Raw genomic sequence first — 14,491 nt, forward strand, 5'->3', positions numbered from 1 at the left:
GATACGCCTTTACGATCTTATGTTTAAATTCAAAACTATATTTTGCCATTAAAAAAGACCCCCAGAAGTTAGATTTTAGGTCTAACTTCTGGGGGTCGGCGCAAGCACTTTTAACTGAACTAGTCTTTTTTATTTTATTGATCTACAAACTGAATACCTACATAGGTACTGCCTAGTGATCTTTTAACCCATCTCACTTCTCCTGTTTTTCCTACGATGTTATTCTCAGGCGCATCTAAGAGAATACGGTCTTCTTTTTTAAGTTTTGCTTTTGTTTTGATTTGTGCGCCTTCTTCACTAAGATCAATGATAGAAGCTGAATACTTCAAGTGCTGATACGTTAACAAACCATTCGTCTTGATTTTTTCTCGAAGAATCATCCGAGTTTTGGAAGCCGGAGCTTTTTTCGTTTGTTTGAAAAAACCAAGAGCTGTCGGTAAGAGTCCAGCTTTTCTATAACTTTTTTCTCCAATCTTACTTTTGGGATTACTATAGATTGTCTGAATGATAAAACGATACTGCTCTTTATCCAAGGATTTGAATTGAATACCTAGTTCTGTCTTACCTTCTTTGTTCTTATCCACCCAGCGTACTTCTGCGTTCAATGCTGGTCCACCTTCCACAACAAAATCTACTGTAGACAGTTTTTCTTTGATTGCGTTAGTATCAACAGATAACCTAGCTCCATACTCGCTTAAATCCTCGATATTAGCTTGGATTTTCTGGTCTTTATCTGTAATATTAGCTCCCTTAGTAATAATAAATCGTTCTGCTGTCCGGTAACGCGGGCGCTCAAAGAAAATCATAATCACCAGTAGTACTCCAGCTAAGTTATACAGCACCCAGAACAAGTTGATATAGACACTATCTATTTGAAGATCTACAAGCTCTGGTGCAACTAAAGCTAGTATAACCCTAAAAATACCAATAAAGGATAGCACGGCAAGTACAATATGGAACCAGCTGGCTCTCCATAAAAATTGACGCTCATTCGTTTGAATGCCTTTTCTAGTGACATTGAACTTCCCATTCCCTTTCAGGAAAATTTCTGAGAGAATGGCCCACGACATAGATGGTGCTAGTGCAGAATCGTATACATTCGTCCACATCGTTGTTCTTTTTTTCTCAGAAATTAAATTAGAGAAAACTTGAGAAGAAATAAAGGCTGGAACCCAATAGATCATTAGATCAATAAAGGTAGCATTCAGTACAATGATTCCAAAAACCAGGTAAAGAATGGGCGCAATCAGATAAACCAGTTTATAAAGACCAAAGAACCAATAATGAATGCCATCCATATAAAGAAGTTTTTGCATAAAGCTCAAGCCTTTGGTTTTCAGAGGATTCCATTTTCTTACTACTTGTATATTTCCTCTACACCAACGGTCTCTTTGTTTCAATAAATCTTTGAACGTTTCAGGTGCCAATCCTACTGCCAGTACTTTGTTGACAAATACCGTTTCCCATCCACCAGCTTGAATCAACATCCCAGTCGCCATATCTTCTGTAATGACCCCCGTAGCAAATCCTCCGATTTCCTCCATGGTTTTCCGTCTGAACAGTGCGTTACTTCCGATATACATTGTAGCATTGTAAATATCTTTCTTTTCTTCTAACTTCTGCATAAAGAAATCTTGCTCATTATTAATGCGGTCACCTGCAAATAAATTGAACTGGAAAGGATCATCATTATAAAACGCCTGAGGTACTTGTACAAACCCGACTTTCTCATCCGAAAAATACCCTAGAGTTTCTTGCATGAAATTCGCTCTTGGAATCATATCTGCATCCATTGTCACGATGATTTCTCCGGTCGAGACTTCCATGGCATGATTTAAGTTTCCGGCTTTAGCATGCTTATTGTCTTCTCTAGTAACATGTCGCACACCTAACTCTTCACATAACACTCTGACGTCTTCTCGTTTTCCATCATCACAAACGAGTATGTCGTACAAATCATCGGGATAATCCATTAACTGAGAAGCGACAATCGTTCTCCTAAGTAAATCAACTGGTTCATTATACGTTGCAATCATAATATCCACTGTCGGCAACGTTTCGAAAGAAGAAAGGAAAACCTTCTTTCGTTTGTTCTTTTTCCAAAACAATGTCGAAGTAATCAAACTCTGTATATACCCCATCCATTCCGTAAAGAGCAACGCCAAGCCTGCGATAATACTCAAAATAGATACGGTTGGCAATGTACTTGTTGTACGCCAGATGAGGTAGGACAGTTGAAATCCTAAAAATAATAGAATACTGATTCTTAATACCGTTTGATTATTTTTACCAAACATATAACATCCTGATAAAATAAGTAATACCGAGATCAAATAAACGATTTGATACGTGCTCATGTTTCCTCATCCTTTCACTATTTTTTTATTATAATGAGAGTACTTTATTTCTACCCGTTTCTTTTGCTTGGTAAAGTGCTACGTCGGCAAGTTCAACCATATTATCTGTTTGCTTAACAATCTCCGGATAACTTACATAGCCACATGAGATCGTTACCGATAGTTTTGTTTCGTCATCAACGGCAAATCGATGTCTTTCAACCCTACTTCTTACATTCTCTGCCATTTCTTCTGCTTGTTCTTTTCTAAATAGAGGAAGAATGATAGCAAATTCTTCTCCACCCTTTCTGAATACAGAACCTTTATTTCCAACTACCTCTTCCATAATACGTGAAATTTCCATCAAAACAAAATCTCCAGCCGCATGACCATAGGTATCGTTGATTCGTTTGAAATGATCAATATCCAGCATAATCAAAGATAATGGCTTACCTTTTTTATTGGCCAATTCTTCAGAGTACTTCCAGATACTATCAAAATTTCTTACATTCTTTAACCCTGTAAGGAAATCAATTGTTGATTCATTTTCATATTTTCGGTACAAATATTCCGAGGTCCTCATATAGTTCACTAGCAGTATCGAAGATAAACCAGCAATTGACCCCATTACCCAGTAAGTGGGCGTCAGTGCTATTAAAATATTAAAGTCTCTAACAACATAGTATAATAATATTGAAATAACGATGTTGGAATAAATCACCATGTACATTCCACGAACAATGACACTATCTTCTTTTGGTGTAAATTTTTCAATAAAAACATAGCCTATAAATAAACTAATCAGCATAACAAGTGCCGAGTAAGACGATATATTGACACCATAAATAAATCTTATACAGGCTATAAAAACAACGGAAATAAAAGTAGGGATTTTCCCTATAAAAAGAAACATCAATAAGATAGGGATAAATCTCAAGTCAACCAACGTTTCCGTTCCTACTCGAATGGAAAAATGCATCAGCGCCCATCCTAGTAAACCTCCACATAATCCATCGATTACGTACGACTTCCAGGCAGAGTGCGTTTCCTCACGAATACTCCATCTTATCTTCATATACGTAAAAATTAGTGCGATCATGATATTGATATTAATGAAAAAATCTTCAAACATATCTTTTCTCCTTAATCTACAGTTATTATCTATACTCTCTATCATAACTTTTTAAAATGTAAAAATCTGGTAAATATCGATTTAATTATGACATTTTTGTAGTCGTATCTAAAAGAGAATCGTATCATTTAAACTCTAAATGCACAAAAAATAGACCCCTACTTAGCCAAATTCCTAAGCAGAGGTTCATTATAAACTCATTCTTTTTTTTGTTACTAATTATTTTACTTCTCTAAACAAAGCTTTACGTCTTAGTTTTGGTGAATATTTTTTTAATTCAAGTCTTTCAGGGTTGTTCCGTTTGTTTTTTGTTGTAATATATTGTCTTTCTCCCGTTTCCGTACATTCTAATGTGACATTTACTCTCATGACCTAACCTCCTATTTTTTTAAACCTCTACGAATTCTTTTTGCTTCCTTAACGACTTTCAGTCCTCGTCTTGCTGTCTTTTTATTCGGACTTTTCATCATTCTTCTTGCCGTTGCTAAATCTTTTTTTTCAGGCATTTTAATACCTCCTTCCTATACAAATTCTGCTTTTACCATACAATCTTGGAAAGACTGCTCTATTTCTTTTACGGGTAAATGTTTCCCTATAAAGACTAATACAGAAGATCTTTCATTTTTTTCCCATTGATGACCGTGAGTAAATTCAAGTGCCATATTCACTCCTTGAAATATGACTTGATGAGGATCACCATATAAGTGAATAATCCCTTTATAACGAAGCATATCCATATTAAATGTCACTATCAGCTCATTCATCCATTCATCAAACAACACTGGATGTAAGGGTCTATCGGCTTGTAAAGAAATCGTTACAATTCCATGAGTGTGTTCGTGATGTTCATGATGTTCATGCTCATTTTCTAATAGCTGTTCTTGTTCTAAAAGATTAATAGGGTTAAATAATTGTTTACCCCAAAAATCTACAAAGGAAACCTGATCCAAATTCAAACCATCTATTTCTACATTCGGATTGATACTTGCGAGTTTATTTCTTAAGCACTTTTCCGTTCTTGAATCCACTTTTTCCGTCTTAGTTAACCATAATTTGTCAGCAAAAGCGATTTGATCAATGGATTCTTCATAGTGCGCAATTTGGTGGAGCGCATTTATAGAATCTACTAATGTCATCACACTATCGATTTCAAATCTTTCCTGTAAAAATGGTAACCGGAAAAAGGTCTGCACAATTGGTCCTGGCGCTGCCAGCCCTGTCGTTTCAATCACGATACGGTCAAAATTAATCGCTTTTTCTTCTGAAACTTCTAAAATCGAGTGTAATACATTGGATAGGTCTGCTCTCAAAGAACAACATAAACAGCCATTATTCATCTGGAAAATTTCTTCTTCACTATTAATGACCAGTTGATGATCAACACCGATTTCACCATATTCATTTACAATAACCGCTATCCGTTCATTATGGTTTTGTTTTAAAAGTTGATTGATTACGGTTGTTTTACCAGATCCTAAAAATCCAGTGATGATCGTAACAGGTATCTTATTCATCGGAAGTACCCTCCCATAATCGAACATATTGTATTGACTCAGCTTTTCAAATTACCAGCTAGCTTTCTTGACACCTGGAATCTTACCTTCATGAGCATATTTTCTAAAATTAATACGAGATAATCCAAACTGACGCATATATCCGTGTGGACGACCATCTAACCTATCGCGATTTTGGAGTCTTGTCGGCGAAGCATCTCTTGGAAGTTGCGCCAACGCTTCATAGTCACCTTTTTCTTTTAATTCTTTTCTAAGTGCTGCATATTTTTCAACTGTTCTTTGTTGTTTTTTCAATTTTTCGATTTTACTTTTTTTAGCCACTGTATGTTTTCCTCCTGTTCTAAATCGTAACGTTTACGATTTATATATTACGTCAATTCCATCTGTTCGTCAAGTCCATTTACTAATTTTTCCTACATTAATATGCAAAAAGAGAACACCAGTAATTTGGCGTTCTCTTTTCTAAACCATAAAATACTCTCAGTAACTAAATATACTTAATACAGAAATTACAATCATTGTTATTGCAATGGCTAACACGATTATATTGTAACTATTCCTAAGATAAATTGCCATTTTCCATGGGGCGTGATGGTTGATTACTTTTCCTGCTAACAGTTTTTTCCTTGTAGACCATATATTGTACCAGTCAATAACAAAAACAATACACATATTAATTAGCATGACCGAAAGCAAAAGATCAGACCAATGATTGTAGCCTATATCCATCAACTGTTGGGTATTCCACGACTGATAAAAACTATAGGCAAGTAATAAATTAACGATTATCGAAATAACTGTCAAAGCACCTTGTTGAAACTCAAACTTTTTTAATGAATTCGCTTGTTCAACTAAATCGGTGTGCAATTCTGGAATATCCGCGGACTCTGGTGCTGCATAAACACTAAACTCTCCATAATGCGTAACTAAGTTCCATCCATTTTGCGCATAAAAAAGATCTTGTTCTGCTAAGTATTTTTTTCCACTATTGATATCTAATCGATAGCGAATAAACTTCGGTTCACTTTTCTCAAACTTTGCTAAAAGCAAGCCGAATTTTTTTAAGTGTAATCCTCTGGTCGACATATCATACAACCAGCTTTCGAATTGACCCATTCTATAATAATCTGTCGGTCTAAGTTTATAAACAGATTTCGTCATTTTATTTTCCCCCTTCTAACTCGCGAACAGTATCTTCGACCATCGTATTTAATCGATCGAATTCTTCTTTTAATGCCTTTCTACCTTCTTCAGTTAATTTATACGTTTTTTTTGTACTCTCTTTTTCAATCAGTACAATCAATGCACTTTTCTCCATACGAGATAAAACACCATACAAAGTTCCTGGGCCCACTTCTAGCCTGCCATTGGATACATCCTTTACTGACTGCATTAATTGATAACCATGATTGGGTCTCAGCAATGCTAACAATATGTAATACATGGCCTCTGTCATCGGTCCACCGCTATAAGCCATTGTCTATCACTCCTCTTATCTATTATGTCATGCGATATATCGCGTAACATAATATTACAAAATACGGTATCTAAAGTAAATAAAAATCAGCACAAAATTTAATCTGTGCTGATTTTTGTACTTTTAAATATTGTTTGCTTGAATTCTAGACTTTATTTTGTTGAAACTCAGCGTTGCAACGAATACGGCAATAAATATCAGCGTAACAGTTGCTCCAGGTGGTGTTCCAAATTGATAGGAAGACATTAATCCGGTAATCATACCAAATACTGAAATCAAAATTCCAATCAAGATGACCCCTGTGAAGCTTTTACTTAATCTCATAGAAATCGCTGCTGGTAAGACGATTATAGCAGATACGAGCAAAGCACCAACAATTGGCATAATGATTGCTATCGTGATACCTGTTAAAACATTGAACAAAATAGACATGACTTTGATTGGTAGCCCGGCAGTAAAAGCTGTTTCTTCGTCAAATGTCAAAATGTACATTGGTTTACGAAACACGATGTATAGAATTAAAATGACGATGGTTAATAACAGAAGCATCCAAATCTGCTGCTGGCTAATCGTTACGATGGAACCAAATAAAAACTGATCGATGCTCACAGTCGTCCCTCCATTACTCAATCCCATCAGGACAAGCGCAACGGCCATACCGCCAGACATTAAAATCGCAATAGATATTTCTGAATAAGAGCGATAAATAATTCTCAAGTATTCTAAAAGAATCGCAACGGCCACTACGACTAATAGATTTGTAACGGTCGGATTCACTCCCATAAGCATTCCTAACGCCACCCCTGCAAGCGAGACATGTGATAAAGTATCAGCCATCAGCGATTGTCTTCGTAAGATTAAAAACAGTCCTAGAATTGGAGCAATCAGTGAGATAAGGAATGATGCTTGGAAGGCTCTTTGCATGAATCCATAGAAAAACATCTCCAAGGTGAATCCTCCTTTCTGATCAATTCGATATGTTTGTCCACGTACTGCTTAAGTTCTTCATGATCATGCGTGACCATTAAAACACCTTTTCCGTGCACTTCACTATTATGTTTTAAAAGTTTATAAAATTCTTCTCTGGATTGTACATCCATCCCAGTAGTTGGTTCATCTAGTACGAATAAGTCTGGATCGGTTGCAAATATGCGCGCTATAGAAATTCTCTGCTTTTGACCACCAGATAATTCCCCAATTTTCTTATGTCTCATATCCCACATCCCAACAGATTCAAGGGAACGTTGGACATGCTCTTTATCTTCTTTATCCAATTTTTTGAACCATTTCCCTCTAGGATATCGACCAGATTGAACTAGTTCAAGTACAGTACTGGGAAAACCAGCATTGAAGGACGCTACTTGTTGTGGCACGTAGCCAACTACAAGGTTGGTTCCCCATCTATTTTTCTTGGATAATTGAACATTGCCTTTCGTCGGTTTCAGCAAACCCAAAATATTTCTGAGCAATGTTGTCTTTGCTGCACCGTTTTCTCCTGTCAGCATAACAAATTCTCCAGAGTTTACTTGAAATGAAATATTATCTAGTACTGGTTCATTTTCATAATGAAAAGCGAGATTATCTACTTCTATATAATGCATCTTTACACCCTCTCTACAAACGCCTAAGTTCTCTTCGGTATTCTACTTTAATCCTTGCATCAATGCAATACTAATCTAAACGGAACAAAAGGACAAACGCCTCAAAGTCAGCTGACTAAAAGAGTTGCCCTGTCTTGTCCTATTTCTATTAGTTGATACTTAGTTTTAATGATTCAATATTTTGTCTCATCGCATCGATATACCCTAAATCTTCTGATTGTAATTCTTCAGATAAACTTTCTAAGTCATGTAGTACAGCTGTTTCAGTTCCAGTTTCTGTTGCTACTGTTTGAGCAATAGAAGAATTTGCACCTTGTTGGTAATAAATAACGGGTACATTTTTTTCTTGAACTAAATCACCAATTTCAGCAATTCTAGCAGGACTTGGTTCTACTTCTGTAGACAAACCACCAATGGCAACTTGCTCCAAATTATATCGATCTGCAATATATCCGAATGCTTGATGTTGAACAACGAATACACGATTTTCAGCGCCTTCGAATGCATCTTGGAATTCTTGATCTAGTTCTTGAAGTTCAGCGTTGAAATTCGCTGCATTTTCAGTGTAAACATCTTCACCTTCAGGATCGATTTCAATCAACGCGTCTCTGATTCCGTTTACTTGCTCTTGAACGAATACTGGATCTAACCAGCTGTGTGGATCTTCGTTTTCGTGATTGTCCACAATTACATCGATCGTTCCTGTGTTTACAACTTCATTACCGTCTTCATCAAGTCCGCTACCTTGAACTTCAAAACTTTCACTCTCAGCAGTTGCCTCAAATTCATCTGTTGTTTGGGCAGCATCAACTGACCATTCAGCTGATTCGTCTTGACGTGTTGACCATTGCCATTGTGCAACTTCGTCTTCTGTTTCAGCTTTTAAGGTAATCACATCTCCTGTGTGATAATGTCCAGCTAATCCAGCAACTTCAAGACCTTCTGATCCACCAACAACTTCGCCATGTCCATGGTCATGCGCTTCGCCTTCGCCGTGTCCATGGTCGTGTGCTTCGCCTTCACTGTGCTCGTGGTCGTGTGCTTCGCCTTCACCGTGCTCGTGGTCGTGTGCTTCGCCTTCACCGTGCTCGTGGTCGTGTGCTTCGCCTTCACCGTGTTCGTGGTCATGTGCTTCGCCTTCGCTATGATCATGTCCGTGATTGTCTATTTCTATCGTCACTGGGTCCGATTCAGCAAACACATCATGACTTTCTCCAAATAGAATTGCTTGAACTTCAAAACTTTCTGCGGGTGCTTCGTAAGTCAATTCTGAACTGAATTCCCCAGAGATTGCTTCCCATTCTGCATTTTCGTCTTCACGTGTATACCAGTGCCAGTGATCTAAAGAAGTCTCTTCTTCTACAGTTGCGGTTAACTCAATACTATCTCCAGTATGGTAATGTCCAGCGACACCTTCAATCGTTGCTTTCCCAGATTGCTCAACATCTTCACTGCTCTGGTCTTCAGTATCTAAAACAGCTCCATCAGACGCACTTAGAATAACTAGATCATCATTGTCAATCGTATTGAATAAACTCTCTGTCCAGCTTTCCATACTATCACTACTGTAGACAAATAAATCTGCTTCATTTACTGCTGCAACGTCTTGAGCACTCGGCTCGTAGTGGTGCGCATCATCTCCGCCACCAACCATCAGACGGATATCAGCACGATCTCCCGCTACCTGTTTCGTAAACTCATACATTGGATAAAAGGAAGTGACAATAGAAAGTTCTGCATCTTCATTCGTAGTTGCGTCTGAATTCTGTCCAGAGCCTTGAGGCGTACAAGCGAAAAGTGTAGTCGCTGCTGTCAGTCCAATCATTGCCGAAGCTATGCGTTTATGTTTCATTTAAAAATCTCCTTTAATAGTTGTCATTGAATCTCTTTGTTCAAACAGAAAACTACTTTCAAAATCTTTTGAAAGTAGTTGACTTTTAATAACTAATTTTAAAAATCGTATACATTACGATTTAAAAGATATCATAGATAGATACCAGATGTCAATTTTATATTCGACTCTTTTTAGTGAGCTAACATATCTCTGACAATACCTTCTTCATCTAAAACTGATGGGTAATAAGTTGGCCAGTGATCCATTTCTTCCAACAGTTCCGCACGGTCATCTCCCCAGTATAGGTGATAGTGGTGTGCTTTTTGGGAAGAAATATCATGGTCACTAAATTGGATATATTCAGGCATATCTTCTGAACCATCTACTTTATTGAAAACAAATCTCACGCCTCTGTTTCCTTTTTCGTATGTCAAAATTTCAAATCCGTCATAGTCATAATCTGCAGTCATTTCTGTTCCATCTTCTTGATAGAATGTAAAGCTGTCTTCATCAATGACCATACGATCTACATCAGTAATGTATCCTTCTGTGTAATATTCTTTATATTCTTCAGCATTCATTGAATCACTCTTATCTGCTTTAGCTTCAAACACTTCATCCAAAGCTCCAGATTCTAAATAAGGATAGACTGATTGCCAATCTCCTGCCCAATCTGATAATGGACGATCTTCAACTTCTGTATTGTAGAAGAAACCACTGTAAATTCTTCTACCGACTTCATCGTTTGCACCATGATCGTCAATTTCAACTTCCACTGTATTTGATTCCACAAGTGTTTCGTCGTCTGAATCTAATAATTCAGCTTTGATCTGTAGCCCTGTTTCTGTTGCTTCTCTTGAGAAAGTATCAGAAGTTAGTCCAGCGACTGGTGACCAATCACTTGCATCAGCTGCCTTCATATACCATTGCCAGTTATTTGAACTAGCTTCTGTATCAGGTACAGCAGTTAATTCTATTTCGTCTCCAGTATGGTAGTGATGCGCTAATCCTTCTATAGCGACTGAGCTTGGTGTAGCTTCACTCTCTTCTGTTTGTGCTTCATTGCTTTGATCTGGAGAATCTGCGCTTGTGTTATCTTGACACGCTGCCAACAATATACCAATTGATACAATACCTGACATTTTTAAAATCTTATTCATTTATGTACTCATCCTCTTCTTTTTATAAATCGTAATCATTACGATGTATAACATTATAGTATTTTATTCGAACTGTCAATAACTTTTCAATAAAAAAATTGAACCCCCTGTTGAAGATTCAATTCAGTAATCTATTTATTTTAGTGTTCTGACTAGATAGACTTCCTTGCAGAAGCCTTTGAGTCCGTTTACAATCCTTTGTGCTTTAGATCGCTGCTGTGTCAGTCCATACACAGTCGGACCTGTCCCACTCATCACTGCAACATCTGCTCCAAAAGTCTCCATTTTCTCTTTGATTCTCTTAATCATCGGATGTTTTTTGGCAGAAATTTCTTCCAAAGCATTACCAGCAAGTTGCACAACTTCTTTGTAACGGCCATCATTGATCGCTTCAATCATTCTATGATGATCATAAGTAGGAATGGAAGAAAGATCCAGTTCTTCAAAAACAGTCCAACTTGAAATCCCTTTAGGAGGTTTGACCACAATAACCCAGCATTGAGGGAAGTCTCCGATAAGCTGAATGACTTCTCCTTTACCAGTTGCATAAGCTGTTTTGCCATAGATACAAAACGGTACATCAGATCCAAGCTCTTTGCCAATATCTGATAATTCCTCTAACGAAAGTCTTAAGTCCCAGAGGCGATTTAAGCCTCTTAAGGTCGCTGCTGCATCACTACTTCCGCCGCCCAATCCCGCTGCGACAGGAATATTTTTTTCAATACCTATATGAACGCCTCTTTTAATTCCGTAGCGTTCTTTCAGTAATTTTGCAGCTTTGTAAACAATGTTTTTTTTATTTAAAGGAATAAAGGCCGAATTGGAAGATAAAGAAATGATGTCTTCACTCAGCTTAGTGAACGTCAGCCTATCTGATAAATCAATGGATGTCATGATCAGTCTCATTTCATGGAATCCATCTTTCCTTTTATCAATCACATTCAAAGTTAAGTTGATTTTTGCGGGTGCTTTTTCTGTGATTTCCAAGTTCTCCCTCCTTTTCAGTTTCACAAATGTTGTAGTTGATTCTATTTTAAAGGATTTACTCTGGAATATAAAAAATTTACTCTAACAAATCTGTTTTTTCAAAATAACCCTTAGACTTGACAGCTATGCTATACTGAATCCAAATCGTAACAATTACGTTTTAAAAATAAGGAGTGAGATTTTGGACACAATTTTTATAATGATTTGTATTTTAATTATGTGGCCGATGTTATTCAGCGTGCCGGTATTGTACGGTAGTAATTCTTCAGAAGGCAAAGTCAGCGATACGTTGATTATGACATCCGTTGGCCTATTTGTAGCTTTTATTTCGTGGGTAATATTCGGATACTTATTAACTTTCAATATGAATATGTCTTTGTTAGAAGGCTTTTCTTCGTACGTAAGCGCTATGCAACAAGGTGACAATGAGCTCATCCTCGATGTTGTGCTACAAGGATGTTTCTTTTTATATGCAGCCGGTATGTTTATTGGTACTTTGATTCATAAAGTAGACTGGAAATTTTTTGTCTTATTTATTCCCATATGGTTACTAGTCGTCTATGTTCCTTCTGCTTATTTACTCTGGAATGATCAAGGTTTTTTAAATCGTATAGGCGCATTGGACTTTTCCGGTGGACTGGTTGTTCACCTTACAGCTGGTGTGGCCAGTTTGATTTTAGCTAGAACCTTTACAGAAGAACTTTTAGAGGTACCAGACAGACACTCCAGTATGACGATCAATTATATTGCAACAACTCTGATTTGTTTTGGGTGGTTTGGATTCAATCTTGGCCCACTAGGTTCAGCGGGTTCTTTTTCTGGACTAGTTATCTTGAATACGATTTTAGCGATTGCTGGTGGAACAGCTGGTTTCCTGATTGTACAGAATGCCTCATTGATTAGTGAAGATATACTTACTGGAATGATGGTGGGGTTGGTCACCAGCACTGCCCTAGTCGGGTACGCTTCACCTATTTCATTGTTTACTGTTGCCGTTATTAGTGGCGTTATAACTTGCCACCTTCGAAACCGATCTCTTTTCAATGATCCTGTAGATTCATTTGTCTTAAACGGTGTCGGCGGAATAATCGGTACTGTAGGGTTGATTCTTTTGGCTAATCCTATATTTACACCTAACGGACAAGCTGGCTTATTATTAGGCGGAAGCTTTTCCTATGCACTAAACCAGATGACAGCAATTGGTTTAATTCTAGTTATCGCCGCTATCGGAGCGCAGATTTCAGTTAAACTGACAAAGCTTATTTATCCTAGAAAGAAGGTTGTTCTTTATGAAAATCAATAAACTCGTAACCATCATCGGTGCCGGTCCTGCTGGTATTGGTACAGCTACTGCTTTGCTAAGATTAGGCATCGAAAACATTCAAGTTATCGATAAGGGTGAGATTGGGCAATCGTTTTTAGATTGGAATACGAAAACTAGATTTATTTCTCCGTCGTTTAATACTAATGGATTCGGTTTTCCGGATATGAATGCTATTACTCCTGATACTTCTCCAGGTTACTATGCAGACTCCGAACACCTCTCTGGCGAATCATATGCTGAATACCTTACAGAAGTTGCTCACTACTTCAAAGTACCTGTTTCGACAAACGAAACCATTCAAAGAATTGAAAAAACAAAAGATGGCTATATTGTTTACGGTGAATTCAATAACTATCATTCCACCTTCCTAATTACAGCGCTAGGGGATGTTTCTTACCCTGATCAGAAAAGATTGTCTGGATATAAACATGGATTACGTTACACAGAATTAGGGGATTATGCTTGTTTTGCTAATCAAGAAGAAGTTGCCATCATTGGGGGAAATGAATCTGGTTTTGATGCTGCAATTCAATTAGCTAAAATGAACATCAAATCGACCATCTATACAAGCACTGCCGGAATTGATTCCGAGTCTTCAGATCCGAGTCAGTCTTTGTCACTTTACACGAGAGAACGTTACCGCGAAGTAGCTGACTTTATTACCATCTATACTGATATTCGAGTTACTGAGATTGCTACTGTTGAAAATCAGTATATTCTGACTTCTGAAGAAGATGAAACTTTCCCTATTCCAGGCAAACCCATCATCGCTACAGGTTATTCTAACGTCCAATCACCTTTAATCAAAAATTTGTTTGAAATTGTTGAGGATCGAGCAGTATTAAATTCATATGATGAATCAACGATTTCTAAAAACTTATTCATGGTCGGTTCTCAGGTCGAACACGAAGGGGTTATCCTTTGTTTCATTTATAAATATCGCCAGCGATTTGCCTACATTGCCAACGAGATTGCTCGCAGAGCTTCTCTTCCCATTGATCCTCTGGCTTTACAACTATATAAAGATTACCAGATGTTTCTGGAAGACCTGTCTTGTTGTGACACAGATTGTGCATGCTAAATAATTTATCTCATTGAACCATTGTTGTAGGATGTCTCTGTATAC

General features: G+C 37.3%; 15 protein-coding genes. 2 read left to right on the top strand and 13 right to left on the bottom strand.

Features of this window, described 5'->3' with window-relative positions:
• Nucleotides 1-134 precede the first annotated feature (134 nt).
• The 13 genes from ACFP65_RS03860 to ispE form a co-directional block, all read right to left on the bottom strand.
• Nucleotides 135-2,357, bottom strand: coding sequence for a glycosyltransferase (locus tag ACFP65_RS03860; protein ID WP_379916061.1), 2,223 nt, complete (start codon nt 2,355-2,357; stop codon nt 135-137).
• A 28-nt stretch (nt 2,358-2,385) separates the two neighbouring features.
• On the bottom strand, nt 2,386-3,468 hold the full coding sequence (locus tag ACFP65_RS03865) for a sensor domain-containing diguanylate cyclase (RefSeq protein WP_379916063.1): 1,083 nt from the start codon (nt 3,466-3,468) through the stop codon (nt 2,386-2,388).
• A 219-nt stretch (nt 3,469-3,687) separates the two neighbouring features.
• Nucleotides 3,688-3,837, bottom strand: a complete 150-nt coding sequence (gene rpmG, locus ACFP65_RS03870; protein WP_208560440.1) for a 50S ribosomal protein L33 — start codon at nt 3,835-3,837, stop codon at nt 3,688-3,690.
• 11 nt (nt 3,838-3,848) lie between these two features.
• Nucleotides 3,849-3,974 (bottom strand): putative metal homeostasis protein, encoded by a 126-nt coding sequence (locus ACFP65_RS03875; protein ID WP_225744713.1) that lies wholly within the window; start codon nt 3,972-3,974, stop codon nt 3,849-3,851.
• A 15-nt stretch (nt 3,975-3,989) separates the two neighbouring features.
• Complete coding sequence (locus ACFP65_RS03880; RefSeq protein ID WP_379916066.1) at nt 3,990-4,982, bottom strand: CobW family GTP-binding protein; 993 nt, start codon at nt 4,980-4,982, stop codon at nt 3,990-3,992.
• A 51-nt stretch (nt 4,983-5,033) separates the two neighbouring features.
• Nucleotides 5,034-5,303: a 30S ribosomal protein S14 gene (gene rpsN / locus ACFP65_RS03885; protein WP_379916068.1), complete on the bottom strand. Its 270-nt coding sequence runs from the start codon at nt 5,301-5,303 to the stop codon at nt 5,034-5,036.
• Between the two features lie 159 nt (nt 5,304-5,462).
• Nucleotides 5,463-6,143: a DUF2812 domain-containing protein gene (locus ACFP65_RS03890; protein WP_379916070.1), complete on the bottom strand. Its 681-nt coding sequence runs from the start codon at nt 6,141-6,143 to the stop codon at nt 5,463-5,465.
• A 1-nt stretch (nt 6,144) separates the two neighbouring features.
• Complete coding sequence (locus ACFP65_RS03895) at nt 6,145-6,459, bottom strand: PadR family transcriptional regulator (protein ID WP_379916072.1); 315 nt, start codon at nt 6,457-6,459, stop codon at nt 6,145-6,147.
• A 123-nt stretch (nt 6,460-6,582) separates the two neighbouring features.
• A complete protein-coding gene (locus ACFP65_RS03900) occupies nt 6,583-7,407 on the bottom strand; it encodes a metal ABC transporter permease (RefSeq protein ID WP_379916074.1) in 825 nt (274 codons plus the stop codon).
• Entirely contained in the window at nt 7,344-8,060 is a 717-nt protein-coding gene (locus tag ACFP65_RS03905; protein ID WP_379916076.1) for a metal ABC transporter ATP-binding protein, read from the bottom strand. Before ACFP65_RS03905 ends, ACFP65_RS03900 begins: the two co-directional genes overlap by 64 nt.
• Nucleotides 8,061-8,208: 148 nt before the next feature.
• Complete coding sequence (locus tag ACFP65_RS03910; RefSeq protein WP_379916078.1) at nt 8,209-9,912, bottom strand: metal ABC transporter solute-binding protein, Zn/Mn family; 1,704 nt, start codon at nt 9,910-9,912, stop codon at nt 8,209-8,211.
• 173 nt (nt 9,913-10,085) lie between these two features.
• Nucleotides 10,086-11,054, bottom strand: a complete 969-nt coding sequence (locus ACFP65_RS03915) for a ZinT family metal-binding protein (RefSeq protein ID WP_379916080.1) — start codon at nt 11,052-11,054, stop codon at nt 10,086-10,088.
• Between the two features lie 135 nt (nt 11,055-11,189).
• Entirely contained in the window at nt 11,190-12,041 is an 852-nt protein-coding gene (gene ispE / locus ACFP65_RS03920) for a 4-(cytidine 5'-diphospho)-2-C-methyl-D-erythritol kinase (RefSeq protein ID WP_379916082.1), read from the bottom strand.
• A gap of 181 nt (nt 12,042-12,222) precedes the next feature.
• On the opposite strand from ispE, the gene ACFP65_RS03925 reads away from it, so the two are divergent.
• Both ACFP65_RS03925 and ACFP65_RS03930 read left to right on the top strand, forming a co-directional pair.
• Nucleotides 12,223-13,344 (top strand): hypothetical protein, encoded by a 1,122-nt coding sequence (locus ACFP65_RS03925; RefSeq protein ID WP_379916084.1) that lies wholly within the window; start codon nt 12,223-12,225, stop codon nt 13,342-13,344.
• Nucleotides 13,331-14,446 (top strand): NAD(P)/FAD-dependent oxidoreductase, encoded by a 1,116-nt coding sequence (locus ACFP65_RS03930; protein ID WP_379916086.1) that lies wholly within the window; start codon nt 13,331-13,333, stop codon nt 14,444-14,446. Before ACFP65_RS03925 ends, ACFP65_RS03930 begins: the two co-directional genes overlap by 14 nt.
• Nucleotides 14,447-14,491: the final 45 nt, after the last annotated feature.

The organism is Marinilactibacillus sp. GCM10026970, from assembly GCF_042660675.1.
Lineage (GTDB): Bacteria > Bacillota > Bacilli > Lactobacillales > Carnobacteriaceae_A > Marinilactibacillus.

Excerpts from the sequence above, each read along its gene's own strand:
- ACFP65_RS03860 (WP_379916061.1), bottom strand. The coding sequence starts at position 2,357 with ATGAGCACGTATCAAATCGTTTATTTGATCTCGGTATTACTTATTTTA.
- ACFP65_RS03865 (WP_379916063.1), bottom strand. The coding sequence starts at position 3,468 with ATGTTTGAAGATTTTTTCATTAATATCAATATCATGATCGCACTAATT.
- rpmG (WP_208560440.1), bottom strand. The coding sequence starts at position 3,837 with ATGAGAGTAAATGTCACATTAGAATGTACGGAAACGGGAGAAAGACAA.
- ACFP65_RS03875 (WP_225744713.1), bottom strand. The coding sequence starts at position 3,974 with ATGCCTGAAAAAAAAGATTTAGCAACGGCAAGAAGAATGATGAAAAGT.
- ACFP65_RS03880 (WP_379916066.1), bottom strand. The coding sequence starts at position 4,982 with ATGAATAAGATACCTGTTACGATCATCACTGGATTTTTAGGATCTGGT.
- ACFP65_RS03890 (WP_379916070.1), bottom strand. The coding sequence starts at position 6,143 with ATGACGAAATCTGTTTATAAACTTAGACCGACAGATTATTATAGAATG.
- ACFP65_RS03895 (WP_379916072.1), bottom strand. The coding sequence starts at position 6,459 with ATGGCTTATAGCGGTGGACCGATGACAGAGGCCATGTATTACATATTG.
- ACFP65_RS03905 (WP_379916076.1), bottom strand. The coding sequence starts at position 8,060 with ATGCATTATATAGAAGTAGATAATCTCGCTTTTCATTATGAAAATGAA.
- ACFP65_RS03910 (WP_379916078.1), bottom strand. The coding sequence starts at position 9,912 with ATGAAACATAAACGCATAGCTTCGGCAATGATTGGACTGACAGCAGCG.
- ACFP65_RS03915 (WP_379916080.1), bottom strand. The coding sequence starts at position 11,054 with ATGAATAAGATTTTAAAAATGTCAGGTATTGTATCAATTGGTATATTG.
- ACFP65_RS03930 (WP_379916086.1), top strand. The coding sequence starts at position 13,331 with ATGAAAATCAATAAACTCGTAACCATCATCGGTGCCGGTCCTGCTGGT.